At 54.1% G+C, this 25,519-nt stretch carries 28 protein-coding genes; 7 read left to right on the top strand and 21 right to left on the bottom strand.

The window, feature by feature from the left end; translation table 11 throughout:
* Positions 1–30: 30 nt before the first annotated feature.
* The 9 genes from MKY86_RS01265 to MKY86_RS01225 form a co-directional block, all read right to left on the bottom strand.
* Positions 31–1,014 carry a glycosyltransferase family 2 protein gene (locus tag MKY86_RS01265; RefSeq protein ID WP_076083888.1) on the bottom strand — a complete coding sequence of 328 codons (984 nt, stop codon included), beginning with the start codon at positions 1,012–1,014 and terminating at the stop codon, positions 31–33.
* 84 nt (positions 1,015–1,098) lie between these two features.
* Positions 1,099–3,306, bottom strand: a complete 2,208-nt coding sequence (locus MKY86_RS01260) for a glycosyltransferase family 39 protein (RefSeq protein WP_076083885.1) — start codon at positions 3,304–3,306, stop codon at positions 1,099–1,101.
* 163 nt (positions 3,307–3,469) lie between these two features.
* On the bottom strand, positions 3,470–4,015 hold the full coding sequence (locus MKY86_RS01255) for a DUF1697 domain-containing protein (RefSeq protein ID WP_076083882.1): 546 nt from the start codon (positions 4,013–4,015) through the stop codon (positions 3,470–3,472).
* Between the two features lie 48 nt (positions 4,016–4,063).
* Positions 4,064–4,864: a phosphotransferase family protein gene (locus MKY86_RS01250; protein ID WP_076083879.1), complete on the bottom strand. Its 801-nt coding sequence runs from the start codon at positions 4,862–4,864 to the stop codon at positions 4,064–4,066.
* Between the two features lie 57 nt (positions 4,865–4,921).
* Positions 4,922–5,542 (bottom strand): hypothetical protein, encoded by a 621-nt coding sequence (locus MKY86_RS01245; RefSeq protein WP_076083876.1) that lies wholly within the window; start codon positions 5,540–5,542, stop codon positions 4,922–4,924.
* 123 nt (positions 5,543–5,665) lie between these two features.
* The gene (locus MKY86_RS01240) at positions 5,666–6,790 is read right to left on the bottom strand and encodes a GerAB/ArcD/ProY family transporter (RefSeq protein ID WP_076083873.1); all 1,125 of its coding nucleotides are present in this window, start codon (positions 6,788–6,790) and stop codon (positions 5,666–5,668) included.
* Between the two features lie 27 nt (positions 6,791–6,817).
* Entirely contained in the window at positions 6,818–7,021 is a 204-nt protein-coding gene (locus MKY86_RS01235) for a hypothetical protein (RefSeq protein WP_076083870.1), read from the bottom strand.
* Between the two features lie 2 nt (positions 7,022–7,023).
* On the bottom strand, positions 7,024–8,181 hold the full coding sequence (locus MKY86_RS01230; RefSeq protein ID WP_076083867.1) for a Ger(x)C family spore germination protein: 1,158 nt from the start codon (positions 8,179–8,181) through the stop codon (positions 7,024–7,026).
* Positions 8,178–9,725 carry a spore germination protein gene (locus MKY86_RS01225; RefSeq protein WP_340825717.1) on the bottom strand — a complete coding sequence of 516 codons (1,548 nt, stop codon included), beginning with the start codon at positions 9,723–9,725 and terminating at the stop codon, positions 8,178–8,180. Before MKY86_RS01225 ends, MKY86_RS01230 begins: the two co-directional genes overlap by 4 nt.
* Positions 9,726–10,020: 295 nt before the next feature.
* Here MKY86_RS01225 and MKY86_RS01220 point away from each other — a divergent pair, with 295 nt between their 5' ends.
* Positions 10,021–10,386, top strand: coding sequence for an MGMT family protein (locus MKY86_RS01220; RefSeq protein ID WP_076083864.1), 366 nt, complete (start codon positions 10,021–10,023; stop codon positions 10,384–10,386).
* Here the strand turns inward: MKY86_RS01220 and MKY86_RS01215 are convergent.
* Both MKY86_RS01215 and MKY86_RS01210 read right to left on the bottom strand, forming a co-directional pair.
* Positions 10,383–11,090, bottom strand: a complete 708-nt coding sequence (locus MKY86_RS01215; protein WP_076083861.1) for a DUF1361 domain-containing protein — start codon at positions 11,088–11,090, stop codon at positions 10,383–10,385. The two genes, MKY86_RS01220 and MKY86_RS01215, sit on opposite strands and share 4 nt — an antisense overlap.
* A gap of 171 nt (positions 11,091–11,261) precedes the next feature.
* On the bottom strand, positions 11,262–11,690 hold the full coding sequence (locus MKY86_RS01210; protein ID WP_083685641.1) for a polyketide cyclase: 429 nt from the start codon (positions 11,688–11,690) through the stop codon (positions 11,262–11,264).
* Positions 11,691–11,864: 174 nt separating this feature from the next.
* Here MKY86_RS01210 and MKY86_RS01205 point away from each other — a divergent pair, with 174 nt between their 5' ends.
* Positions 11,865–12,176 (top strand): ArsR/SmtB family transcription factor, encoded by a 312-nt coding sequence (locus tag MKY86_RS01205; RefSeq protein WP_076083858.1) that lies wholly within the window; start codon positions 11,865–11,867, stop codon positions 12,174–12,176.
* 116 nt (positions 12,177–12,292) lie between these two features.
* Here MKY86_RS01205 and MKY86_RS01200 read toward each other — a convergent pair whose 3' ends face one another.
* From MKY86_RS01200 to MKY86_RS01170, 7 genes are all read right to left on the bottom strand, one after another.
* Positions 12,293–14,071, bottom strand: coding sequence for a SulP family inorganic anion transporter (locus tag MKY86_RS01200; RefSeq protein WP_076083855.1), 1,779 nt, complete (start codon positions 14,069–14,071; stop codon positions 12,293–12,295).
* Between the two features lie 106 nt (positions 14,072–14,177).
* Positions 14,178–14,504 (bottom strand): ArsR/SmtB family transcription factor, encoded by a 327-nt coding sequence (locus tag MKY86_RS01195; RefSeq protein WP_036700195.1) that lies wholly within the window; start codon positions 14,502–14,504, stop codon positions 14,178–14,180.
* Positions 14,505–14,619: 115 nt separating this feature from the next.
* On the bottom strand, positions 14,620–15,000 hold the full coding sequence (locus MKY86_RS01190) for a hypothetical protein (RefSeq protein ID WP_076083851.1): 381 nt from the start codon (positions 14,998–15,000) through the stop codon (positions 14,620–14,622).
* Between the two features lie 67 nt (positions 15,001–15,067).
* Entirely contained in the window at positions 15,068–16,696 is a 1,629-nt protein-coding gene (locus MKY86_RS01185) for a phospholipase D-like domain-containing protein (protein ID WP_083685640.1), read from the bottom strand.
* Between the two features lie 283 nt (positions 16,697–16,979).
* Positions 16,980–17,276 (bottom strand): putative quinol monooxygenase, encoded by a 297-nt coding sequence (locus tag MKY86_RS01180; RefSeq protein ID WP_076083848.1) that lies wholly within the window; start codon positions 17,274–17,276, stop codon positions 16,980–16,982.
* A 37-nt stretch (positions 17,277–17,313) separates the two neighbouring features.
* Positions 17,314–17,949, bottom strand: a complete 636-nt coding sequence (locus MKY86_RS01175; protein WP_143803862.1) for a nitroreductase family protein — start codon at positions 17,947–17,949, stop codon at positions 17,314–17,316.
* Positions 17,950–17,990: 41 nt separating this feature from the next.
* Positions 17,991–18,419: a MarR family winged helix-turn-helix transcriptional regulator gene (locus MKY86_RS01170; RefSeq protein WP_051477777.1), complete on the bottom strand. Its 429-nt coding sequence runs from the start codon at positions 18,417–18,419 to the stop codon at positions 17,991–17,993.
* Positions 18,420–18,527: 108 nt separating this feature from the next.
* On the opposite strand from MKY86_RS01170, the gene MKY86_RS01165 reads away from it, so the two are divergent.
* Complete coding sequence (locus MKY86_RS01165; protein ID WP_076083842.1) at positions 18,528–19,310, top strand: carbon-nitrogen family hydrolase; 783 nt, start codon at positions 18,528–18,530, stop codon at positions 19,308–19,310.
* A gap of 374 nt (positions 19,311–19,684) precedes the next feature.
* On the opposite strand, the gene MKY86_RS01160 is transcribed toward MKY86_RS01165, so the two are convergent.
* The gene (locus tag MKY86_RS01160; protein ID WP_076083839.1) at positions 19,685–20,590 is read right to left on the bottom strand and encodes a lipoate--protein ligase family protein; all 906 of its coding nucleotides are present in this window, start codon (positions 20,588–20,590) and stop codon (positions 19,685–19,687) included.
* 223 nt (positions 20,591–20,813) lie between these two features.
* Between MKY86_RS01160 and MKY86_RS01155 the strand changes: the two genes are divergently transcribed.
* On the top strand, positions 20,814–21,713 hold the full coding sequence (locus MKY86_RS01155; protein WP_076083836.1) for a CHAD domain-containing protein: 900 nt from the start codon (positions 20,814–20,816) through the stop codon (positions 21,711–21,713).
* 93 nt (positions 21,714–21,806) lie between these two features.
* Here the strand turns inward: MKY86_RS01155 and MKY86_RS01150 are convergent, their stop codons facing one another.
* Together MKY86_RS01150 and MKY86_RS01145 are read right to left on the bottom strand one after the other, a co-directional pair.
* Positions 21,807–22,442, bottom strand: coding sequence for a ThuA domain-containing protein (locus MKY86_RS01150; protein ID WP_076083833.1), 636 nt, complete (start codon positions 22,440–22,442; stop codon positions 21,807–21,809).
* Positions 22,443–22,520: 78 nt separating this feature from the next.
* On the bottom strand, positions 22,521–23,243 hold the full coding sequence (locus MKY86_RS01145; RefSeq protein WP_076083811.1) for an SDR family NAD(P)-dependent oxidoreductase: 723 nt from the start codon (positions 23,241–23,243) through the stop codon (positions 22,521–22,523).
* Positions 23,244–23,471: 228 nt separating this feature from the next.
* Here MKY86_RS01145 and ytxJ point away from each other — a divergent pair, with 228 nt between their 5' ends.
* The 3 genes from ytxJ (at position 23,472) to MKY86_RS01130 (ending at position 25,476) form a co-directional block, all read left to right on the top strand.
* Positions 23,472–23,798 carry a bacillithiol system redox-active protein YtxJ gene (gene ytxJ, locus MKY86_RS01140; RefSeq protein ID WP_076083788.1) on the top strand — a complete coding sequence of 109 codons (327 nt, stop codon included), beginning with the start codon at positions 23,472–23,474 and terminating at the stop codon, positions 23,796–23,798.
* Positions 23,795–24,037 (top strand): glutaredoxin family protein, encoded by a 243-nt coding sequence (locus tag MKY86_RS01135; RefSeq protein WP_036722203.1) that lies wholly within the window; start codon positions 23,795–23,797, stop codon positions 24,035–24,037. The genes ytxJ and MKY86_RS01135 overlap by 4 nt, the downstream gene beginning before the upstream one ends.
* Before the next feature lie 107 nt (positions 24,038–24,144).
* Complete coding sequence (locus tag MKY86_RS01130; protein WP_076083785.1) at positions 24,145–25,476, top strand: WD40 repeat domain-containing protein; 1,332 nt, start codon at positions 24,145–24,147, stop codon at positions 25,474–25,476.
* Positions 25,477–25,519: the final 43 nt, after the last annotated feature.

Here is a 25,519-nt window from a genome sequence, read left to right as displayed (position 1 = left end):
AGGCGGTTTTTTGATGTGGAAGGAATATAGTTATTTGTTGAGACTGGCGACTCTCTGCTCCTGCGCGTTCTGCTGCGGCCTGCCGCTGTAGAATTCCTGAACGATATAGAGGGGACGGCCCTTCGATTCATCATAGATCCGTCCGACATACTCCCCCAGAATACCCAGCATGAGCAGCACGAACCCGTTGAAGGTCAAGGTGATCCCGATCATCGACGCCCAGCCCTTCACGGCCGCATCCGTAAAGAGCGCCATATACAGTACATACATCAGGTACAGAAACCCGGATACGGAGAGCAGTGCTCCAAGAACACCCGCCAGCTTCAGCGGCTTATAAGAGAAGGAGGTAATGCCGTCCAGCGACAGCTTCAGCATCCGTCTGAACGGATATTTGGTCTCTCCGGCCAGCCGCTCCTCCCGCTCGTATTCTATCGCCTTCTGGCGGAATCCAACCCAGCTGACGAGACCGCGAACGAAGCGGTTCTTCTCAGGCAGACGCTTCAGCTCATCGCAGACTCTACGGTCCATCAGGCGGAAATCGCCGGTATCCACCGGAATGGAGATATCGGTCGAATAACGCAGCACCCGGTAAAATAAGCTGGCCGACCACTTTTTGAACAGGGACTCTCCGTTTCGCTTGATCCGCTTGGCATACACGACCTGGTAGCCTTGCTTCCACTCCGCAATCATCTCCGGAATCAGCTCGGGCGGGTCCTGGAGATCCGCGTCAATGATCACGACCGCATCGCCCAGCGCATAATCCATACCTGCGGTAATAGCGACCTGATGCCCGAAATTGCGGGACAGATCGATCAGCTTCACACTTTCATCCCAATAGCTGTATTCCTCGATCATCTGCGCGCAGTTGTCCGTGCTGCCGTCATTGACGAAGATCAGCTCATAGGGCTCGCCTGTTATGCCCATTACTTTTTTGATGCGCCGGTAGGTCTCCTGAATAACAGCCTCTTCATTGAACATCGGTATTATAATGGAATAGCGCACTTGAACACTCATGGGCAGCTCCTCCTCAAAAGTAGTAAGGAAGCGCGCCGGCACACGACCGGATATACGCGCTTCCTGATCTCCTGCTCCCGCAGGTTAGTTCAGGGTGATCTCGTACAAGGTTCCGGCATTGCCGCTGTTCTGCGTCCCCTGCCAGTCTGCGGCCGGAACCTCCGTCCCGTTCGAGGTAATCCATTCCGTAATCTCCGAGCTGCCGCCGCCCCGCATCCCGCCCATGCCGCCGCTGGTGACCAGGAAGTACTTCACTTGCCCGCTCTCTACAAGCTCCTTCAGAGTGGCTGGGGTGTAGGGCGTATCTGACGCATTGAAGCCGTTCAGGATGACGACCTGCTCCCCTTCGTCGATGATATACGGGCCTGCCGTTCCATAATCCATCGCTGCGAACAGATATTTCTCGCCGGTATTATGCTCCTTGAGATAGGTCAGCAGAGACTCATTGATACCGGCAGCGTTATTCCTTCCCCCCATGCCGCCCATGTTGGCTATGTTGGGCATGTTGGCTATGTCGGGCATGTTGGCTATGTTGGGCATGTTGCCCATTGCGCCCATCCCGAAGGAGCTGCCGCTGTTCGGCCCTGCTGCTGGAGTCATACTATTATTCCCATAGACAATCGGTGTAAATGCCCAGTAGAGCGGGCCAATCAGCAGTACCAGGAACCCAGTTACCGCAGCGGCATGTAACCAGGAGGGCTTATCGCGTAGCGCCTTCAGCAGCCGCAGAATGACCAGCAGTACCGTCATGGCAAGACCTGCTGCCAGAATACCGGAGGACCAGCCGCTGCCGATCGTATCGTCGTACGGACGGATAATGTACACCTCAAGTACCGTTGTAGCCAGCACCGCTGCGGGCAGCAGCCAGGACAGCCAGGCCTTCCGTTCCTTATAGTAGCTCCAGAGCTGAGACCAGCCTGCACCTGCCAGCGCCGCCACCGGCGGAGCCATCATAATCAGGTAATAATGGTGGAAGAAGCCGGCAATGCTGAAGAATCCCATGACCGGGACCAGCCAGGCCAGCCAGAAGATGGCTTCCTTATGCTGCCGGGTGAAGCTCCTGCGGCGCAGGCTGGCCAAGATCCCGATGCTGCCAAACAGCACGAACGGCAGCAGCCAGCTCGCCTGGCCGGACAGCTCCTGCTGGAACAGCCGCAGCGGACCGGCAGTGCCTGTGTTGAACATGCCGCCGCCGTTCATTCCTCCGCGTCCGTTCGGGCCGCCGAACCCGCCTTCCGCTCCTTCTCCGCGCCGTCCGCCGTCCTGACCGCCCGGCACCATTCCGCCACCGCGTCCGTCCTGGCCTGGAGCAGTCCCGCCGCTGTCACGGCTCTGATTGTCCCCGGCGGCGGCGGAATCACGGCCGTTCGTCGCCCCTTGCCCGTCTGCGCCCCCTTGTCCATCAGCTCCATCCATGGGCGGGAATTCACCGCCTAATTCCGGCATTTCCCCGTTCATTCCGGGCATACCGCCACCGAAGCCACCGCTTCCGCCTGCCCCGCGGTCACCGGTCAAGCGGGACACACCATTATAGCCAAAAGCCAGATTAAGCACAGAATTGGTGCCGCTGCTCCCGATGTAAGGCCGCTCATCTGCCGGAATGGAATCGACAATTACAGCCCAGGATAGAGACACTACCAGCAGTACGGCAGTGCAGGCTGCAAGGGTGCCGGTCTTCTTTTTCCAGTTCACCTTGGCTGCCAGAAGATAGAATAGATAAAAGGCCGGAAGAACCATATAAGCCTGCAGCATCTTCTCATTGAAGGCGACACCGATGAGCCCGAAGGCGGCGAGCAGGCTACCCGTCCGGTGGGTCCGGGTACCTCGGAAGAGAAACCATGCTGCCAGCAGTAAAGTGAATACCAGCAGCGCATCAATATTGTTCGTCCGGCTTACCGCCGCTGCTACCGGGGTAGCCGCCATAACGAGCGCTGCAAGCCGTGCCGCCGCCCGTCCGAAGGAAGGCTTCACCAGCAGATAGACTAAGAGTACCGAGCCTACACCGCCGAGCACCTGCGGCAGAATGACACTCCAGCCATGCAGGCCGAAGACCAGCGCACTTAAGGTCTGCAGCCAGAAGGTTACCGGCGGCTTATCGACCGTTACAGACCCTGCTGAATCCAGGGAAGCGAAGAAGAAGTTATGGAAGCTCTGCAGCATGCTGCCCACTGCGGTTGTATAGTACGTATTGGCATATTGGTCATTCCAGATTCCGTATCCGTACAGGACGGCTGCCAGCAGCATAATCATTACCAGTACAACATCGGTACCCGGCCTCTTCAGTATTTTCATCGTTTGATCCACTCCGATTCGTTCATTTCTTAGGTGTATTATGGCATCCGTACCTTAACCGGCAATGAATGCCCGCTGAATGTTTGCTGAACGTGTCGGACACGCCAAATACCCCACCAAGTGATATATTCTGGTGGGGTATTTGGGAGAGCAACTATTTCCTTTACGGCTTACTGGCCAGCGCTGCTACCTTGTTCAGGGTGTTCCAGTTGCGCGCGGTAAGCGCCGTTCCCAGCAGCTTGTCGAATGGTACCTTGAACAGCGGCGACTCGCTCACACTCACTTCATAGAAGGCATACAGCTCCCTGCCGATCACCTGCACCTTATCGGCTCCATCCTCATAGGGACGGAGCTTCTCCAGTGCTTCAGCGGATGGCTCTGCTGCCAGAAACGAGACGTACAGGCGCTTGTAGGCTTCCTGTTCACTCTGCGGGAACGGATTACCGGCGATGACCGCCTCCAGCTCCTCCAGAGAACGGATGATGACAGGCACCTCAAAGCCGAAGGTCTCCTGGATCCGCTGGCTGATGGTCCCGGCGAGCCCGGAAGCGGAGGCTCCTTCACTCTCGAACACAACGTTGCCGCTCTGAATGTAGGTGCGCACATTCTCATATTTAAGCGCTTCGAACATCGCCTTCAGTTCTTGCATCTTAATGATTTTGTTGCCGCCGACATTAATGCCGCGCAGTAAGGCAATGTATGTATTCATCTGCGTTCCGCCTTCTCTATATCATCTATTATTCTGTTGCCCGCAGCGCTATGCTCTCAGGCGTCTGCGGATCTCGCGGACCAGCAGCTCCTTCTCGGGAACCGGAAGTCCTTCAACCAGCCGTGCGGCTGCTACCGGCAGTATCCACGGGTTGATATCTGCAAGCGTCAAGCCTGACAGCTTCAGATACCTGCGGACATATTGCGCGGTCAGCCGCTTCCTGGCGAACCCCAGGAACCCCTTAGTGAACACAGAAGCCCGCTCAGGCAAGGCCCCGATACTGAACATGATTACCGACCGTGCAACATCCGCTGCAGGATTGCCGCGGACGCCTGTCATCCAGTCAATAACCCACAGCTTACTGTCCATCAGGATGTTGTCCGGGTGGAAATCGCCATGGCATAGCTTCTCCCCGTCCGGCAGCTCTGCAAGCCGGGACAGAATCTGTGATTTCTCCTCTGTCGCAAGCATGGGTGCAGCTATGATCTGATGTTCCAGCTGCTTCTTCTGCGCTCCAGCTTCTCCCATGCCCTCAAGCTGGTGAAGACTGTAGTGCAGGCCGGCCATCTGCTTGAAGCCGCTGAAGTTCAGCCACGGCTTCCGGTTCATCTGCTGTAACAGGGTCGGACCGGCGATCTGCTGATACACAATTCCCGGTCTGCCCTCTACCACTACCCGCTCATGAGGCTGCGGAGTAGCAACACCTTGTTCATAGACCCATTTACTGAAGCGGTATTCTAAGTCCACATGCTCTTCCGGAACGTCATCGCGGTACAGCTTAAGAATCATTCCTTCCCCGTACTCCAGCACTTCCGCCGTTCTGCCTTGACCAATTACCTTCCCCTGCATATCAATGCCCTCCCGGCTAATCCAGACTGATCCGCGAGTAAATGCTCTCATCTCCCTTTATAATGAATCGCGGAAAAACTCATGATAGAAATTAATAATAACCAGCAGCACAGCCAGCGATTCGTTGACACTGTCCACTTCCAGAGCGTGGTTGGCATCGTCAATCCTGTATACCCTTACCTGCTTCATGCTGCTAAGCTCGGCAGGATGCTGCCCGGTGAACATCGGGTCACTCCCGCCGTAAATCACACTGCCCCGGCTCTGCCGGATGAACGGGAGACTCTCCGCAACAGGTGTAAGGAACAGATGTGAGACCTTCTCGCCCATTCCGGGCTCCGACGCCACCTTACCGGCAATAATCGTCCCCATACTCTTGCTGATGAACAAAAGCTGCTCGTAGTCGGGAAGTGAAGCAAGCGCAATCTTACATTCCTCGGCAACAATATCAATCTCCTCGCGCTTGAAGGCTACTCTCGCAGCCTGGTAGCCGTATTCGAGCAGCAGCAGGTCACAGCCGTATTCCCGGGCCAGCTTGCCCGCATAATCCAGCAGCGGCCGCTCGGCGGAATAATTCTGTCCCGGGAACACCACAGCCAGCACCTTGGAGCCTTGCGTGATAAGCTTATGTCTGACCTCTCTGCCCCAATGTGAGGACATTACAATGCTCGATACGCTCATCTATAATCCACGCCTTTCCTACCTGTTCTATGAGATTCTCTCTTGCCTCTCATTATAGCTAACTTCAGCACAGGTTGAAAACCGGACAGCCCCGCAGGGCGGGGCTGAATAGCTGACGCTGCTCTATAAACCTTCTGGCTGCTGCTCTGGAAGGGCCTTGTGTCTACTGTTCCTTCTGCGGGCGAGAAGCTCCGCTGTAAGCCACAGCAGTACAGGGATAACTACCTGGAACGGGAGTGCATATATCTTGTAGATATGATACGCGAAATACTCCATTTCCATAATATTGGAATAGATGAAATCCGACAGATAGACCATGATCAGTCCCATCTGAAGCACTACAGACCGGTAGCTCTCCAGCTTGAATACCTTGGCCACACCGTTGCAGGTTACATACAGGCACAGACTGACCTTGATGAAGAGCGCCGTAACAAACACAATGGCAGCGGAGCCTTCAATCCGGGTGACAAAATCGCCGATATTAATCCGGCTGACCGCCACGTAAGAGGGGTAGTACAGGCTGGACAGAATATCAGGGCCGAGCATCAGCAGGTTGCGCAGCGTGATCATAATAATGATCCCCCCTGCAATCAATGTGCTGCTGATCAGCACCCGCTTGGCAGAGCCCTTGGCCGGAATGGCGCTGAATGCGCCAAGGAAGACTACAATCTCGGCAAAAGGGAAGGTGAACGAGCCTGCTGTATCTGCAAGAATAAGGTTAAATCTGGTATTGAGTAGCGGCTTCAGATGATGGTATTCAAATTTGGGTACGGAGAGTAGTTGTAAGACCACAATTACAATCAGCGAGAACAGCAGCAGGAATTTGGCGCTTCTTCCAAGCACCTCGATCCCGGCGTGGACCACCCACATACAGAGCAGGCCAATCATAAGCATGGGTGCGAGCATCGGAGTTGCGGTTAAAGCCACGGTCTTGCTGAACTCCCCGAAATTGCGCAGCACCAGCGCTCCCAGATGTAAAGCATACCAGATATACAGACAACAGAGCATCCGTCCCAGGACGGAGCCGAACACTTCAATCAGCATGTCATACAGATCCTTGCCCGGAAACAGGACATGGAGTCTCGCATAGACCAGCATAAGCGGAACGGCCAGCAGAATTGCCAGCAGTTGGGCAATCCAGCTGCTGTTGCCGGACTGTGACGAGGTTCCCAGGAACAGGGAAGCACCGGTGACAAATAATACAGCGATGCTGATGGACTGGCCAGCCGGAATAGTCTCTTTGCTCACACTCTCCTCCTCCTTCAGCGGTGCGCTCTAATATAGCTTTTTCACCCATTCCACAAACAGCGGTGACGGACTGGGAATCTCCCAGCGCATCGACAGTGCGAAGGCCAGCCCGAAGGAGATCAGGTACAGGGCGGAGCAGACCAGGAAATCCCGCTTCATTCCCTTCTTCCGCAGCCCATATGGATCAATTACAGCTATCAATGCGTAGATCAATATCACGTAAATGAACATCCTTAATCCCCCAGCCGGATGGCCCGCGAAGTCTTGGCACTGCTCTGTATTGTCAGCTTGGACTTGACGCTCACTTCAATACCGGCAAAGGCCTCAGGCCAGTGGTCTTTCACTTTGGCCCAGAGCTTAGGATGATTCTCGTACAAGCTCTCTCCAAAGCCAAAAATATCAGCATCGTATCGCTGCTGCATCTTATGAATTAACGCCAGAATATCCGCCTGCAGCCGCTCAGCTGCCCTTTGCTCGATATCCTGAATTGTCTCATCCTCAAGGAATCCCTCCGTTATCATAACCTCATCCAGCCCTGTCTTGGTTACCGTATGAATCTGTATCTGGAGCTTGCCATCCACCATTTCATGCTTCAGCTTGGTCTGATTGGAGACAATCTCCAGGGAATACGCCGGATTCCCCCGCTTATCATCTACAGCCAACACCCCTCCCTGCATTACATTTTTGATTATAAGCATCGTCTTCGTCTCATCGCCGCTCAGTTTGCCCACCATCCGGTCCTTCACAAATACGGCGGTACCTGCCACCCTTTCGCTCTGCTCACCATTTTTTCGGTGAATATGAATGATTGGGGCCGTCGCATTAATCCCCGAAGTCTCCAGCTTGTCGATGAAATCCCAGATCTCCACAGCTGGAGCGATGTTCGTATACTTCTCGTCACGCATCATCTGGGCCAATTCAAAGGACAGGATGGCTTCCGTGGTGCTTTTCATATTGAGCACCTCGCGGGCCGTCTTCTCTCCAGACACGAAGATGAACACATCCGAGCGGGTCTCCGTGTCCCGGCTGTACCAGTCAATGACTTTGACCAGCCCCTCTCTGGCGACTTCCTCACTGATGATTATGGCCTTCGCATGACTCCAGAAAAGCTTCTTGCCTGTCATAGAGATCATATTGCGGACGATCTCAAACATCGTATTCCCGCTGAGGCTGACCATCTTGTAGCCCGCCTGGGCCTTGTCCGCCGACCCGCCTGTATCCACTACCTCTGCTGTAAGCAGCAGCTTCCCATCCTCATTCTTATCAATGGCCACTCCGGCGACAATCGCCATATCATCCACCTCGGCATAATTCCAGCAGCCGGTGAGTCCCAGGCTCAGCAGCAGCAACAGTGCGATAAGAGAGGTACACCCTCTCAGCAAAGATCTCATGACCGCTTGGCCGGTCTCTTGGACGGCTTCCTTCTTCGGTTACGCATGCCAATCACCGCAGGCCGCAGATTCATATCCCACCAGGGCGCACGGACAGCGGTGTCCTTAATATCCTGGGGGCGGATCGAGCCTACCCCGAGCATGTATGAGACGCCGAAGGAGCGCAGGCTCATTAGGTGAATGACCAGACCGAGCAGACCGAAGAAATACCCGTAGAGGCCCAGGAAGAAGGTGGTGCCCAGCAGCACCAGTCTGGCGATGATCAGCGGTCCGGTCAGCCTCGGATTGAGCAGCGTCGTTATCCCTGTCAATCCCACCACAATGACCATCGGCGCACTGACAATCCGCGCATCCACAGCAGCCTGGCCCAGCACCAGCGCCCCGACAATGCTTACAGCCTGGCCAATCGATGTCGGTATCCGTGCCCCCGCTTCCCGCAGCACCTCGAAGATGGTCAGCATAAGCAGCGCTTCCACTATGGTTGGAAAAGGTACCGATTGCCTGGCAGTCGCAATACTAAGCAGCAGCAGGGTAGGGACCATCTCCTGGGCATAGGTTACAAGGGCAATATAACCAGCCGGGATACTGATCGACATGAAGGCTCCCAACACTCTAAGCACACGGTTAAACGATGCAAAATAATAGTTGATATAATAATCCTCACTGGCCTGGAAGTTCTCAACGAATACATAAGGAACTGTCAGCGCAAAAGGGGTGCCTTCGACGAGGACCGCAACCCGGCCCTCCATGATTTTGCTCACGAGTGTGTCCGGCCGTTCGGTACTTCCAACGGTTTCAAACGGAGAGTAGGGCTCGTCGCGGATCAGCTCGGACAGATAACCCGTGTCCAGAATCAGATCAAGCTCTACCTTCTCCAGCCTGTCATACACCTCCTTAATAATATCGGGAGAGGCCAGGCTCCCCATATAGCAGATACAGGTCTGCGTCTTGCTGCGTGTTCCGATTTCCGTGAATTCAATTTTCAGATCCGGATCCCGTACCCTGCGGCGGATCAGGGTCAGATTCACAAGCAGCGATTCGGTGAAGCCCTCACGGGGGCCGCGTACCGCTTTTTCTGTAGTAGGCTCTTCTATCGCTCTGGAGTCCCATCCCTGAACATTGATGAGAAGCCCTCCGGCATAGCCTTCCAGCAGCAGCACCGCCTTCCCGCTGACGACCGCCCCGATCAGTCCATCCAACTCCTCGGAGACCATGACATCTGGGGTATCAATGACACTCAACCGGATTCTCTCCATCAGAACCTTAGGATCCCGGTGCTCTTCTTCTTCAGGCTGGTAAGCGAGTACCGGCTTGATGATCCCCGTCTGAATCAGATTCCGGTCCACCATTCCATCGACATAGATTAACCCGCAGCGGACGGGAGCGCCCTGGCTGTTCTCTATAATCCTTACTCTTAATGTCCCGTCGTTATTGAATATCTTCCGCAGCCGATCCACCGTCTCCTCCAGCGAAGGGCTTAGCGGGGGATACGCTGATAGGGTACCGGCAGCTTCGCTGTTCAGTGCAGGTTGCTTGTTCTTCACCGCTATCACTCCTCTCAGAGATCTATTGCTCTGATTATCCCCCGTCTCTCTGACTCCTATTCGCCAGAATTTGCTGGATAGGAGAAGCAGAAGCCGCCCGGCCCTTGAACGGCACAGCAAATAAGCCCGCTCTGTAACAGAGGGGCCGGCTGGACCAAGCTTCGTATGATATCGTCAGCCGCTGCTCCACTAAGGCAAATGCTCCTTGCAGCAGCCGCTTTATGTTATGGTTAGTACAGTTAGAAAACAGCGGTGGGACTGTTACAGACAGAGAAAGGTAAAAGGAGCACGTAAAATGACACCATTCACGCGAAAAGTTATTCTCATTATTCAGTCGATCCCGGAAGGCTCCGTCATGACCTACGGCGGGATTGCCCGGGCTGCCGGAAGTCCCCGGGCGGCCAGGCAGGTCGTGCGCATTCTGCATTCCATGAGCAGGAAGTACAAGCTGCCGTGGCACAGGGTCATCAACGCCAAAGGAATGATCTCGCTCACCGAAGACGAATCCGCTTCCCTGCAGCAGCTATATTTAACCGGAGAGGGCGTTATCTTCGATGAACGGGGCGTGGTTGACCTGGAGCGCTACCAGTATGTTCCGGCTCCTGAGCTGGAGATGGACATGGAGCTTCCGCCTGAACTCGGCGATGAGGAGGAGGCTTAACCTATCTTCCTCCGGCCCTCGGAATAACTCCTGCGGCTCCCGCCCGCCAGCCCGTTCAGCAGGCAATACATCGTGGCATAGATCACCAGCAGCACAAAGGCGACGAATAGGCTGAAGAACACTGACTGCCGGTTCAGACTGTCCATGACCAGCCGGTAGAGCTGATGGCGGTCCGTCAGCACATCCCAGCTGTTCAGCCGGTAGACTCTGCCAAGCAGGACGCCGTAGCCGCCCATGACACAGGCGAACAGGACGAAGACCCACGAGAGCAGCATGTTGCTTTTCCGGTAGATCACGTGCTGGAACTGGTACAGGGAGAAGAATCCGGTCAGCCAGCCGCTCCAGGTGAACAGGAGGAGGGTGGTCAGATCATACCAGTACCGGTTCTGGATCGTTCCGCCGACGATATACTTGCTTTTGCGGACAGTCAGATGGATCAGATCAGTCATAATATAAGGCGCATTCGGAAAAAACAGCAGCCAGGCTACGCCCAGCGGCAAAATCAGCAGCCCCCCGATCTTCCGCTTATCCAGCTCATGCGCAGCCATGGAGAAGAAGAACGGCACCCAAGCCAAAAACAGATTCCAGAGCAGAAACGCATAGTACGTATCCGTCTGCAGCGAAACTACCTGATACACTGCAATGGTTGCCGCGGACATTCCAGCCAAAAGTATAAAGACCTTGGTATAATTCAGTTCTTTCATGAAGGATAATCTCCTAACCTTGATATAGTCCATTTCTGTAATTGTACAAATATGGGGCTGGAGTGTCCAATATCGGGAGGTTTAGCGGGAAATGCGGTGACTAGTGGAGACGGCTTTGCCGTCTTTTTAATAGAAGGATATTCTTATATTTTGAAAAGACATACATTTCGCTTACGAATTAAATTCACTGTACTCTTCCTCAGTCGTCTGCACGTTCTTCAGATACATAATCTGCCCCATATCATTCACACGCACAATATCTATACCCGCCTTCGCATAGACCGTGCCATCGGCAGCTTGTCCGCATACTGCCCAGTTGGTCAGGTAGCTGCCGTCAGGCTGAAGTACCCATGCGTCCCACATATGTTTAATGTCTTTGTTGTGTTCATAAAAAGTCTTAATCACTACCTCGAATCCTGTGCGGCTTCTCCCGCCCGACACAATTTCAGCATCCTGCGTGAACAGTGACAACAAGTCGTGCATAGCCCGATCATCGGTGCGAGAGGCATCATACAAACGGAAATAGTTATTTAACATGGTTATGTTCTTATCCCTGTGTTGAGCGTTAGTGGTATTACCGGCAGTTGTTGTGTTAGACATTTTATTACCTCCTGAATTTTCTGTAGTGTTATATTTAGTCGGGTTTTATAGTTCGAATATTTTCGAACTATTTAACATAAGAAGAACTATATCACACTCTATAAGCAACGTAAATGATAATTCGAAAATTTTCGAACATTGAAAGAAGATATTCATTATGCTAGTATCTACCTTATGAGAAATTTATCGATACCTGCAGTTTCAGAGATGCGTCTGACCACGGTCTGTAATGCATTAGGTGACCCGTTGCGTATGAAGATTGCCTATTGTCTAGCCAGTTCTGGCGAGAAACGCTGCTCCGCCTTTGAAGTCGACCACATCTCAAAATCAACGTTGTCCCACCACGTTAAAATGCTTCGTGAAGCTGGAATTATCCAGCCGCGCATAGAAGGCAAACAGCACTTTTATTCGCTCAGAAAAGATGACTTAAATACCCGTTTCCCAGGTCTGGTCGATATGATTCTGCACACAGGAGACTTAGGATAATATATGATAAAGCGGGTACTTGGTATATTAAACGACAAAGAAATCGCTCCTTTTGGGATGGAAGGCGAACCCTCCATTTTACCAAAAAGGCGATTTCTTTTTCCGGATTACAAGGGCTATACCCCGCCGCTCAGCTTGCGGGCCACCGCCGGAGTGCGCCCCTTGAAGGCAGCGCTGCGCGATGAGGATTCCTCCAGCCCCGAGAGGGCGCTGCATTCTCTGAAGGCCGCATGCGCGCAGCCCCGGCACCGGCTCGGATTCACGCTGCCCAGCGCTTCATTGATCGCTTCGCCGGTATGATCATAGAACTGGGCAGCACCGATCCGGTCGTACAGCCCCGTTCTCTTGAGCAGCTCCAGCGGCTGGCTCTGGATGCCTGAGATCATCAGTCTGCCTCCAGCGGCCTGCAGCTCCTTCACCAGCGCTGCCAGATTGGCCTCGCCTGTCGTATCCATCAGCGGCACCTTGCCCATGCGCAGCAGGATAAGCTTAGGCTGATCCGGGCCGAGCTCGGGCATGGTGTGGTCGAAGCGGTAGGCAGCGCCGAAGAACAGCGGTCCCTCCACATTGTAGATTCCGATCTGCGGACAGTCGTGGCTCTCTGTTACCATATGGGCCTCGACCTTGACGGAAGACGGGTCAGGCAGCACCTTGGAGATTCTATGCACCTCACCCATACGCTTGACGAAGAGGACAACGGCCAGGATCAGCCCCACCTCTACCGCCACGGTCAGATCAGCGAATACCGTCAGCAGGAAGGTAATCGCCAGCACCAGTGAATCCCCGGTCTTCAGCTTCAGCAGGTGGAGAAATTCCTTGCGTTCACTCATATTCCAGGCTACGACCATCAGAATCGGGGCCATCGCTGCCAGCGGAATGCTGGAGGCGTACGGGGCGAACAGCAACAGGATCAGGAACACCACCACACCGTGAATGATCCCGGAGAGCGGAGAAGCGGCACCGCTGCGGATATTGGTGGCGGTTCTGGCAATCGCACCGGTAGCCGGTATCCCGCCGAAGAGCGGCGCGGCGATATTGGCGACCCCCTGGCCGATCAGCTCACGGTTGCTGTCATGGCGGCTGCCCGACATGCCGTCGGCCACGACTGCGGAGAGCAGCGACTCAATGGCCCCCAGCAGCGCAATGACAAAGGCCGGACGGATCAGCAGCTTGATTTTTTCCCACGTAATGACCGGGAAGTGAAAGCTGGGGAGTGTATTCGGGATATCTCCGTAGGCGGAGCCGATGGTCGTCACCTTGCCGCTGAAGAACAGGGCTGCGATAACCGTGGCACACAACAGTCCAATCAGAGAACCCGGCACCTTCGGGGCAAACCGCAACCCCAGCACCACTACAGCAAGACATACTCCCGCAGTCAAAATGCTGTACAGATTGATTGTGGAGAGATGCGCCCCGATCTCCTTCATATTGTCGATAAAGCTCTCATGCCGCTTCATGTCCCTTAGGCCAAGGAAGTTCGCAATCTGCCCGCTGAAGATAATAACGGCAATCCCCGCTGTAAAACCAATGGTCACTGGCTTCGGAATGAACTTTATCAATACCCCCAGCCGCAGAACACCCATCAAGACAAGAATCACCCCGGCCATCATTCCGGCAATCAGCAGATTCTCATACCCGTACTGCATGGCAATAGCGAACAAAATAGGAATGAATGCACCCGTAGGCCCGCCAATCTGGAACCTGGAGCCGCCGAATAAGGAAATCAGTATGCCGGCCACAATGGTTGTATAGATTCCGTACTCCGGCTTCACACCGGAAGCAATAGCAAATGCCATCCCAAGCGGGATGGCAATAACGCCGACGATTGTCCCTGAAATGATATCCTTGCGCAGCGAAGCAATGTTATAGCCTTTGAAACGGCCCCACCCTGTCATCCTATAACCTTCTTTTCTCTGAATATCTGATTATTTGAATATAATACCCACATTACTCCTGCCCGCTGCTCTTGTCAACGGGGTAATCCGCCCCCGGAGGCCGGGGTTATTCGCTGCGGATGCCTTCAAGCAGGGAAATGGTACTCACCAGATGATTGTCGAAGATCTGTCTGGCTACAGCCAGAAGCTCCTTAATCAGAGGATCACGGAGGGCATAGATGACAGTGGTCCCTTCCTTGACGCTGGTGACCACATTTTTGGCCCTGAGGACGGCCAGCTGCTGGGATACCGCAGAGCCTTCCGAACCCAGGATCGCCTGCAGCTCGTTCACATTCTTCTCGCCTTCGCTAAGCAGCTCCAGAATCCGAATCCGCATCGGGTGAGCCAGCGCCTTGAAGAATTCCGTCTTAAATTGTTGAATATCGCTGTTCATCAGACTTCTGCTCCTTATGCTGTTACTTGTTTCAATTATATTATATTAGCTCATTTGCCTGAAGGTGGCTATGCCGGGGCAGGAAATAGTTCGTCCGCCGGGGGCCCTGCGGCCCCTACAGATTCACCGGATACAGCCTGGCTTCACGGGTCCTCAGCTCGACGAAGCCGCCCAGTGCCATCGGTTCGCCCAGGCATTCGAACATGATCAGGTCGCGGCCGATCCGCAGATAACCCGTGCCGTCCTCCTCTATATTTTCCAGCACGCCTGTCAGGATGACCGTGTCCCCTTCGATACGCAGGCCAAAGGCAGCGCCGGGAGCAGGCACAATATCGACCCAGCTCATGAACAGCGCAGGCAGCTCCCATTCTGCCACCCATTCCTCACCCTGCTGAACAGGCGGTCCGCACCAGATGGCTCTGGCTTCCCCCCATTCCGCTGCCGCGAATCTGATTTCCCCGGTCCGGGGACCTTGTCCAAGAATGTGTATGTTCATCTTCATTAGCTCCATCTTCGTTCATTGGTATAACGTCATTATACATGACCGGGCACCGGAGAGGATATCAGGTGTAATTCTGCGTTGCTTTGTTCAGATAGGTGCTGGGATGCAGCCAAGGATGCTTGAAGAACTCGTGTTTGCCGGTGATCTGGCGCGATACGCTGAGGTCATAATCAATCATGCGCTTCACCTTCTCCGCGAGGCTTCTGCCCTTCACCAGCAGGCCCAGCTCGTAATCATGGCAGGCACTCCGTTCATTAATATTATAAGAGCCGTGAAATACCGCCTGCGCTCTGTGGTCGTAGATGATTTTCCAGTGGGAGAAGCGTTCAGTCGCACTATAATCATAGAAGGATACGCCGTTACAAAAGGGAACGTACATGTTGCTGCGCACCGCCGCCCGGTTTGTCGGATGATCATTAACCTCCAGCGGATTGCAGATGGTGAGATGGCAGGCGCGCTCCGGCCCCACTTCACCCAGCCGGTCCCAGAAGGCCTGATCGATCAGATACGGATTCACAATAAGGGTCTCATCGGCCGCATAGGTGATCACATCCAGAATATATTGCTGAATCAGATTCACCGGGTTGCCGGGAAAGCTCGCGAAGAGCGTACACTCCTCCTCCCCAAATGCATAGTCCACCGCAGGACGATAGAAGGGTGACGCCAGGTCAAAGTGATCTCCCCCGAGCAACAGCCACCTGGAGTGAAACACAGCGTTCAGCGACTGGGCCACAGCCCCCTGAATCCTGAAGCAGCCGTCATGCCATTCCTCTTCCCTGGCGGGGATACCGAGCGGACGCCCATCTACCTGCTGATCCGGGGCTTCCTGAATGGGGGTGGCAAACGTATACTGGTCCCCGATATTCAGACTGCCGATAATGGAAGTTATTCCGTCTATAATCATGAATTTGCGGTGGTCAATCACATTCAGCCCGGTCACCTCCACATCCTCCTGAACCTTATCCTGCAGAAAAAGGATGCTCTCAGGCACGCCCTGTGACTTCAGCACCTTGCGCTTCGCAGCCCATTCCTCTGCACGGTAATAGGAGTGGAAGGTATCCAGCAGTTTTGCACCTGCCTGCTCCAGACGCCCGGCAATCTTGGAGAATTGCCCCACCTCCAGGTTCTGGCCGTATCCGAGCGCAGTGACCGTATAATTCACCATGATTCTAACCTCTACTCCGCGTTCAAGTGCATGAAGCAGCTCACTAGCGATAAGGTTCCCTGAATGGTCATTGAAGAACAGCATCACGGACAGATGAATGTAACGCTCAGCCTTGCCGATCTCGCCGAGCAGCATGTCCAGACATTGTGGTCCGTTCACATAAGGATCTACCCGGTTATGCCGGCTGGTCTGCGGGGCCAGAGCCCTGAGCTTACCGGAATCGAGTCCTGCTACTGTATCCGCGAGCTGATTAAGCCATTCCTGGCTTATACCCGGCAGGTGTTCGAGTTGCTGCATATCGGTTATGACGCCCCCGCACTCCTGCCGGTAAGCGCGGGCGGCATCACTTTGCAAAAGAGGGGCAAACGCCGGCTCCGCCTCCTTCGCACCTTCGGTAAGTGAGGCCAGGGAGCCGCCCGAAATATAATAATTCACGTAATCTATGAGATCCTGCTGAAGCTGCCCGTCCTGCCCGGCAGCAGCCGGGATTGAGGTTAACCGGTGATTGGTATGTAGATTAGTCATGCTGTCTTCATCTCCTTCGTTCTTCCCCGCCTTGCTTCGTCAGCAAATGACAATCCAAGTAAGGGTAAGGTAAGATACCCGGCTTGTACGTTTTATAAACGGCATGGCACCTATCAAAATAACCCCACAAAGTGGGGCTTTAGCTTCGATGATGACTCAGGTACTTTGCGGGGACCCCAAAACATATAAATTATTCTCTTAAAAAAGGATGCCGCAGCAGTCATTAGACTGCCGGAGCATCCCGGGATTCCAGATCATATAGGGTGAACCGCTTAATTCGTAATTATTTGCTCAATTCCTCAGCGCTATACACCTTAACATCAAGCGGTGCGGTCAGGAACTCTCCCGCTTTGGCGGCGAAGCCAGTGAAGTGAGGGCTTGTGTTGTGAGCGGCAACGGCGGCCTGGTCACGCCAGGTCTCAACCATAATATAGAGACTTCCGTCTGCTGCATGCTTATACAGTTCGTAGGACAGGTTCCCTTCTTCTTCGTGCGTGGCGGCAATCAGCGGTTTCGCTGTGGCCAGGAACTCTTCCTCCCGTGCAGGATTCACATGAAGCAGCGCATGGATAATAATCATTTGGATATTCCTCCTAGAATTTCATGGGTATGGAGTATTATTTCCACTGGGCAATCGTGTCAATAGGAAGACGGACGGAGGCGTAGCCTTCTTCCAGCGCTTTACCGATCGAGATCAGCATGACCGGAATGTAGCGTTCTTTGTCCATACCGAACATTTCAGCGATCTGATCCTTTTCAAATCCGCCGATCGGATTGGTGTCATACCCGTGTGCGCGGGCGGACAGCATCAGTTGCATGGAGACCAGCCCCGCGTCAATCATCACGGTCTCTCTGTTCACATCTGCGGGCAGCTTGGCGAAGTGGGCGCCCAGGGCGGCCAGCTGTCTTTCTTTCACCTCGGCAGGCATAAGTCCGCGTTCTACAGCCGTTCCGTAGATTTGTTCAGCGTAATCGAAGTTATTCATATCACCGAATACGGCAATCACCGCTGCGGAGGTTTCGACCTGAGTCTGGTTGAACTTGGCAATAGGGGCCAGCTTAGCTTTGGCTTCCGGGCTTTCGATGATCACAAAACGCCAAGGCTGCATATTCACGGAGGAAGGCGCCAGCGTGGCTTCAGTAAGAATCTCTGTCATTTCCTCTTTGCTGATTTTGACGGATGAATCATATTTGCGGATAGAGCGGCGTCCTGTAATAATGCTGATGTAATCATTGTTTTTGGTAGTGTTCATGATAATTTGCTCCTTTAAAATGGTTTGATTATTGTTTCCGGCTACAGTAAATTAATGTTATATTGCAGCCGGGTAAGCATCTCTGCGAGCACAGTGCGCTCCTGTTCATTGAATCCGTTCAGCAGATCGCTGATGAACTCGGTCTTGTTCTCCCGGTAGGCATTGATATGCTCACGGCCTTGACCAGTCAGGGAGACGAGAGTCACCCGATTATCGGCTGGATTATTGCGGCGGGCGATCATCCCGTTCTCTTCAAGCCCTTTTAAGTGGCGGGTAACCGCTGCTGCATCGATTTCCAGAAGCTTTTGCAGGGAAATCTGACTGATCTCGGAAATCCGGTACAGCTCTTGCAGCAGCCTGAAGCGGGTCGGAGTCATGCCGGCGCAGCGCTCGAATTTGGGGCCGATTTCTTTGTGCAGGGCCTGTAGCAGTTCGAAGATCTTATGTTCATCGGGCTGAACTTCGCTCAAAATTAACCCCCTCACGCAAATAAATTGTGCAAAACCTTTTCGACAAAACATACTTTACACCTAATTCATTGACCCGTCAACTAATAATTTTTGGAGGAGGCTGCCAGTATGAAAATAGCTCTGATCCAGCTCGATATAGCATTTGGCAAACCGGAGGTGAATTATGCTGCCGCCGAGCGCAAAATTCGTGAGGCTGCCGCCGGCAGTCCAGACTTCATTATTCTTCCCGAGCTATGGACAACGGGATATGACCTGACCCGGCTGGGCGAAATCGCAGATCCCGGCGGACATACCACGGGTGCCTTGATGTCAGGCCTGGCCCGGGAATACGGCGTGAATATCGTTGCCGGCTCCATTGCCGTCAGGCAGGAGAACGGCGGCGTTACGAACAGTATGTATGTCTTTGACCGCAGCGGGGCGTGCACTGGGGAGTACAGCAAGCTGCATCTGTTCAAGCTGATGGAGGAGCATCTCTACCTCCAGCCTGGCGGTGCGAAAGGACTGTTCACGCTGGACAGCATTCTCTGTGCCGGGCTGATCTGCTATGACATCCGGTTCCCGGAATGGGTCCGCGTCCATATGGCCGGAGGGGCGGAGATCCTGTTCATCAGCGCCGAATGGCCGCTGCCCCGCCTCTCTCACTGGCGCGCGCTGTTAATCAGCCGGGCGATTGAGAACCAGTGCTACGTTGTAGCATGTAACCGGGCAGGGGCAGATCCGGCGAATACCTTCGCTGGACATTCCCTGATCATCGATCCTTGGGGCGAGATTGTCAGCGAGGCCTCCGGGGGCGAAGAGATCCTCCGCGGCGAGCTTGACCTCGCCCGGGTCCGGGAGGTACGGGGGCAGATCCCGGTCTTCGCGGACCGGCGTCCGGAGTTTTATATGTAGTTGGGGCGGCAGGGGATATGTAGAGGCTGATCGCAGGGGGGGCGGCATCTCTTGCCCCCGCGGTCATCCTCTTGGACTGCCTCCGGCCTGCGCACGCATTGCTGATTTTATGTATGCTGTTTTCCGCATACATTCGGGCCGCGCACACCCCAGCCTGCACATTGTATGTTGTTTTCCGCATACATTCGGGCCGCGCACACCCAGCCTGCACATTGTATGTTGTTTTCCGCATACATTCGGCCGCGCACACCCCAGCCTGCACATTGTATGTTGTTTTTCACATACATTCAGCCGCGCACACCCCAGCCTGCACATTGTATGCTGTTTTTCGCATACATTCAGCCACCCGTCGCTGCCGCCAGTAGCCGCCCGCTTCAGCGGGCGTACCTCTCCCGCAGCATACGCGCTGCTTCAAGCACCTGCGGGTCGCAGTACCGCAGGCTGTAGCCTGTCGCCTGCTGCAGAAGCTCCTCCGGCAGCAGGCGGGTTCCCCGGCCGGCAAGCGCCTGCCGGATGCCTGCGATGAAGGCGGCCGCCGAAGACGGGCCGCCAAGCTCCGCGAGCGCGGCGATGGTCTCCGGCCGCACGCGCGGATAGTCCAGGGAGGCATCGCCGTCCGCTGCATCCTGATAGAAGCGACGGATGCACTCTCCGCGCGCGAGCCCCGTGCCGGACACAATCACGAACGCGTGGACGAAGTATGCGCTACTCTGTCTACGCTGGGCAATGCCGCAGAACTTACGGCCGCCGATCGCCAGGTCGAAGTCACCAGGGCAATACGACCCGGTGACTTCTTCTGCCCGGATCTGCGCCGCTGCCTGCGGATGGCCCGCGGCTACCGCTTCGGTAATCAACGAAGCCAGCAGCCGGAAATCATCGTGGAAGTCCAGCTTGCCCGCAGGCTTCGGCAGCAGCAGGGACACGTTGATCACTCCCGCATCCAGCGGCACCGCAGCGCCGCCCGAATGGCGGACTGCCGTACGGATGCCCTGCTGCTCCAGCGCCTGCATCGCCTCTGCTGCGCGGGGCAGCTTGCTGTCCCGCAGCCCCAGCGCTACTCCGCCGGGGTGGCTCCAGAGATGCAGCACCGGCGGGACCTTACCGGCCCCGACATCACGGCACAGCACCTCTTCAAAAGCAAACGGAATCAGCATATCCTCCGCAGATGCCTCTTCCCCTTCTTCTCCTGCTTCTCCGCCGGTATGCGTGAAGAGGACCATCTGCTCCGGCAGACTACCCGCAGCCCCGCTCTCCAGTACATCATAAGGTTCACTCCGCATGCTGATTCCCCTTTCTATCTATAAGCCCTGGCCAATCTTAACTCCGTTAACTATTCACATTGTAACCGATCTCTCCCCGCACCGTATAACAGGCAGTGTATCCCCTTACAGATTTGAAATGGTGGAGCGAACCCGTTATCCTTAATGTAGTACAGAAGAATATACCAGCCATAAGATTCGCGCATAAGCTCATGCTATACACAACCTCTAGGAGTGATGCTGCATGAACACCGTACCACAGGCAAAGGACAGGCAACTAAGCAAATCCAGGCAATGGGAACAGGCCATGAGCAAGCTGTACATTAATTTTCAGGACTATAGCAAGGATGCATGCAAAGGGTTCAACGATGAGGATATTCATCAGGCCAGAGTCAATAGCCGCAAGCTGCTGACCCTGTTGTCCATTCTTGATCCGGGCCATACTGCAACGGCAGACTTGTATGACAGCTTCAAGCAGGCCCAGAAGAAGCTCGGCAGAGTCCGTGATGCAGATGTGCTGATCGGATCGTTTGAGGCCCGGCGTAAGGCAGCAAAGGCGGCGGGCGATAAGAAGACTGCCAAGCTGCTGAAGGCGGTCATTGAACACCAGAAGGACACACGGAAGGACGCCCGCAAGAAGCTGAAGAAGGCACTGCCCAAGCTGTCCGGCCAAGCGCTCGAAGCGCTGTGGACCCCTTTTATCGAGACAGGGCTAGAGCCCCTCGCTGCCAAAAAAGACGCCAATGTCGCCATGCGCGAGCTTGAAGTCGCCTTTGAACAGAAGAAAAAAGCCTGCAAGACCTTATTCAAGGGTCCTCAAGCTGAATCAAAAGAAGCCTTTGAAGCTCTTCATGAGCTGAGGATCGCCGCCAAGGAACTGCGATATACGGCGAATGCGGCTGCTTTTGCGCTGAATCAGAAATTCCATGCCCATGAAGCCTTCTATAAGGACATCCAGGACCAGCTCGGACTCATTAATGACAAGCGGGTATGGCTTGAGACGCTGCAATCGATTGGACGCGAAGAGCTGGATGTCGGCAAAAAAGTCTGGGCCGCCTTCACCGATACGCTGCGTGCAGAGGTACTGGAAGCTCTTCATCAGAACGAGGTCGTCCCTGTTGCTGGTGCTGAGCCCCAAAAATAGGGCATCATAGCTGATCATCCTATCATTTACACAAAGGCAGGACACCGCATGTTATCCAAGCGGTATCCTGCCTTTTATCATAAGCGTCACGTACTATAGCATTCCGGCAGCCCATAATCCGCCTCTGCGGATCATCCGGCGCAGCGGCTCTGAAGAGAAGGAAGGCAGATGGTGCCCAGGCATCAGATAGACCACCCGGCCTTCGCCGAAGGTATGGCACCATGCCGCCGGTCTCATCGCTCCGTCATGAGGATATTCGGCCAGTACCGTTGTCTCGAAGTGGGGATGCTGCTCGAAATAGTAAGGCTCGTCCTCGATCACAAAATCAGAGATCCCCTCCATAATCGGATGCTCCGGCGCAGTCACCTTCATCTGAAGCGTCGTGAACGCCGGATGATGGGTGAACCGGGCACCGAGCATCGCCCCAAGCTCCTGATTACGCTGCAGGGATATGCCGTTGTGCACGACAAGCAACCCGCCGCCGCCAGCCACATAAGCAAGTAAGGCTCCGCTCTGCGCAGCGGGTAACTGCTCCTCTGAGAATTCCGTATAGGAGACCACCAGCCTGCATTCTGCCAGCTCTGCCTGGTTCATCCGTCCGTAATCCTCCGTAGAGACCACCTGGAGCTCCGGCTTAAGGAGCTGCTCCAGCTCACGGTCTACCCCCTCGAAGGGATGATACTTCACTTCGGTATAGCTGCCGAACGCCAATGCTTTGTATGAAGACATGCTACACACACCTCTCTTTTGCCAAGTTAGCCTGACCGGAAAGTCAGTGTCACCCCTGATTCGTTCCCTCTGCCGCTGTCACCAGGGCCAGAGATTGCCGTCCAGATCGATATAAGCCGGTTCTTCGGCCAGATACATCTTGTGGTTATGAACGATCGTCATAATCTTGCCTGCTGATTCTTCAGGAGTTACAGGCGCCTCTGCATCCTTCTCCCCGTTCATATAGGTCTGCAGCCAGCCGGGATGGAAGACCAGCACTTGTCCGCCCATCGCACGCAGGTGATTGTGCAGCAGCGAAGACTGCATATTAAGCGCGGCCTTCGACATACAGTAGCCATACATATTGATCCGCTTGTTCCGCCCGATGCTTCCGGCCTCCGACGAGATATTAACCACCAGACGCTGGCGGCCTTGCAGCAGTAAGCCCATCAATGCATTGCTCACCCTCAGCGCACCCAGCGTGTTCACGTTATAAATCTCCGCCATAGCTTCATCATCCATATCCACGAGCACTGTTGCATCATCAGACTTGTGGATAATCCCTGCGTTATTGATAATCATATCAAGGTGCCCTGTACTTCCGGCAATACTCCGCGCGGCCTCCTTTACGCTCCCTGCACTGCCGATATCGAGAGGAACCAGCTTCAGGCTATCCGGGTATTGCGCTTTCAAAGCTTCAAGTAGCGCAGGATCCGGCAAATACTGTCCGGCAAACACCATGTACTTACTCTCCAAAAGAGATCGAACGAGGCACAATCCCAGTCCACGGTCAGCACCGGTAACACAAGCAACCCTTTTCATAAGCTCCCCCCTCATATCTGCATGATTATGCACCGAGCCTAGGTTCATCCCTCCCACATTAGCATGGCCGCAGGCCTTTAACAACATCCTTCAAGGGAGGGGAAGGCTAAGCAGAACTTTACTTTTGCTTTAATTTTGAACTATGCTACAATCATGATTAATAGTTGTTAACAACACAATTGTTGACAACAGGTTTCATTAACTCTTACCCAGGAAGGTGATCCTCCAATGTCTATTCAACAAATTCACACTAAGGAAGAACTACAGCAATATATCGGGCAGCCTGGCAAAAAACTGCTCTTCAAGCACAGCACCACCTGCCCGATCAGCGCCAAGGCCAACGAGGAGTTCCAGGCCTATACACAGCATTCAGATACGCCTGCAGCCGTGGTTCATGTGATCGAAGACCGTCCTGTCTCCAATCAGATTGCTGAGGATTTCGGGATCAAGCATGAATCCCCGCAGATTTTCCTGCTGGAGGACAGCGAAGTCCGCTGGAACACCTCACACTGGAAGATTACCCAAAAAGCGATAAAGGAAGCAGTGGAACAATGAGCGCGAACGTAATTGTCTATTCGACCTCCGGCTGCGGCGAATGCAATCAGGTCAAGCAGCTGCTGGAGAGCAAGGGCATTCCCTTCGAGGTCCGGGATGTGATGACCAGCTCCGTCTATCAGGAGGAAGTGGAGAAGCTGGGCTTCATGGGCATTCCAGTCACCGTATCCGGGGACCGGGCGGTCAAGGGCTTCAATCTCCCTGAGCTTCAGGAGCTTATGGATGCTGCTGTTCTGTAATATACGCAAAGGTGCTGTCCTCTCAACAGGAGCAGCGCCTTTTTTTTGCGATTCATCGATGAAATAATTGTATATTTATATATATCTGGACAAGGAGGATTGATCCTTTGAAGTGGCTACAGGATGAGCGTGCCGCCAAATGGCGTGAAGAAGGACAACGTTATGTGAGCGACGTCAATCAATTCGTACATAAGGGACTGACAGAAGGCTGGGACAAAGCGGGAAACGAACCCGCAGAGGATACACGCGGCGCCCTCGCCGCCAAAATCTATAAGATGATTCGAGGAGCTAATGAGCACGGTGAGATTGCTGAGCTGCGGGAGCAACTACCGGCGGCAACGTGGCCGCTCTCCGGGCACTTCCAGAAGGAGATGCAGGCGATTCGCGGTATCCATTTCATAAGTGATGATGCTGTGGTGTTCAGCACCGGCTCACCTTGGGAGAAGAATGCAGTTGTGGCTGTACATAAGGATGTTATTTCCGTATTCGACGAGTTTAGCCTGGTTGGGGCATCTCCTGACAATCAGTTCTATGCACTCGCCGGAACTCAAGGCATTACCATTATGCAATCCATGAACAGCACTCTACAAGGAAAAGTTGTAGCAGATCTCACATGGCGTGAGCTGAATGGCACGATTCAAGCGCTGGACCCGGACTTCCCCGTTTTGGACATAGACAGCCTGGATCAGGAGTTACCCTTGGAGCAAGTCATTCCTTTTAACGGGGGCCAAGCGTTATTGCTTGTTACAAGCCAGGGGATATTCCTGGTCCAGCAATCGCAGGAGAAGCTATGGGAGGTGAAGCTGCTGCATCCTGATCTCGAAGAATATAAAGCAGATGAGATGGAGCATATTGAAATTGACATGCCGCATGGTGCCGTCTCTCCGGATGGAAGATGGATTGCCTATGGCAGCCAGGGCAGTGATCATCTTTTATATGACACAACTTTAAGGCAGGTTCACTTATTCAATCCGGAATCCAGTTACCCGCACTATACTATATTTACGAAGGACCAGCACAGCGTGTGGTACAATGCCTGCCACTTCTATAATGGCGTTACCCTTGCTGTGTCCCTTGAACATGCGGAGTCAGGTAAACTCTCGTCCGATCAGGAATATCCGGTCGTTAACGAGGAAGCCCGGGTATATGCGGCGGCGGCACTGAAGGACGGTGTTGTCATTGGCGATGCCTATGGATACTTGAGGCTCATTGATGCAGAGGGGCGGGAGCTGTGGCGTTATTATGCCGGAAGCACCATTTCTGGATTAGCTGTCAATCCTGATGAGACCATACTGGCCGTGGGGACTTATGGAGGGATGCTGCATTTCCTGGACCTTCATGCCACTGAACGCAGCGACTATGAGATTACAACAGGAACCGTTCGTGAGATGAAGCGGATTATTGCCTGGAAGAATCAGAATGAGTCGCTTTGGTGGTGAGCTCTGCCAAAAATAAAAAACAGCGCTTGAGCGAGATAAATGG

Origin of the sequence: Paenibacillus sp. FSL R7-0333 (assembly GCF_038000365.1) — a bacterium.
Taxonomy (GTDB): Bacteria; Bacillota; Bacilli; order Paenibacillales; family Paenibacillaceae; genus Paenibacillus_AQ; species Paenibacillus_AQ silagei.
The sequence above is the reverse complement of the archived record's forward strand: the minus strand, read 5'-3'. Positions and strand labels throughout refer to the sequence as shown.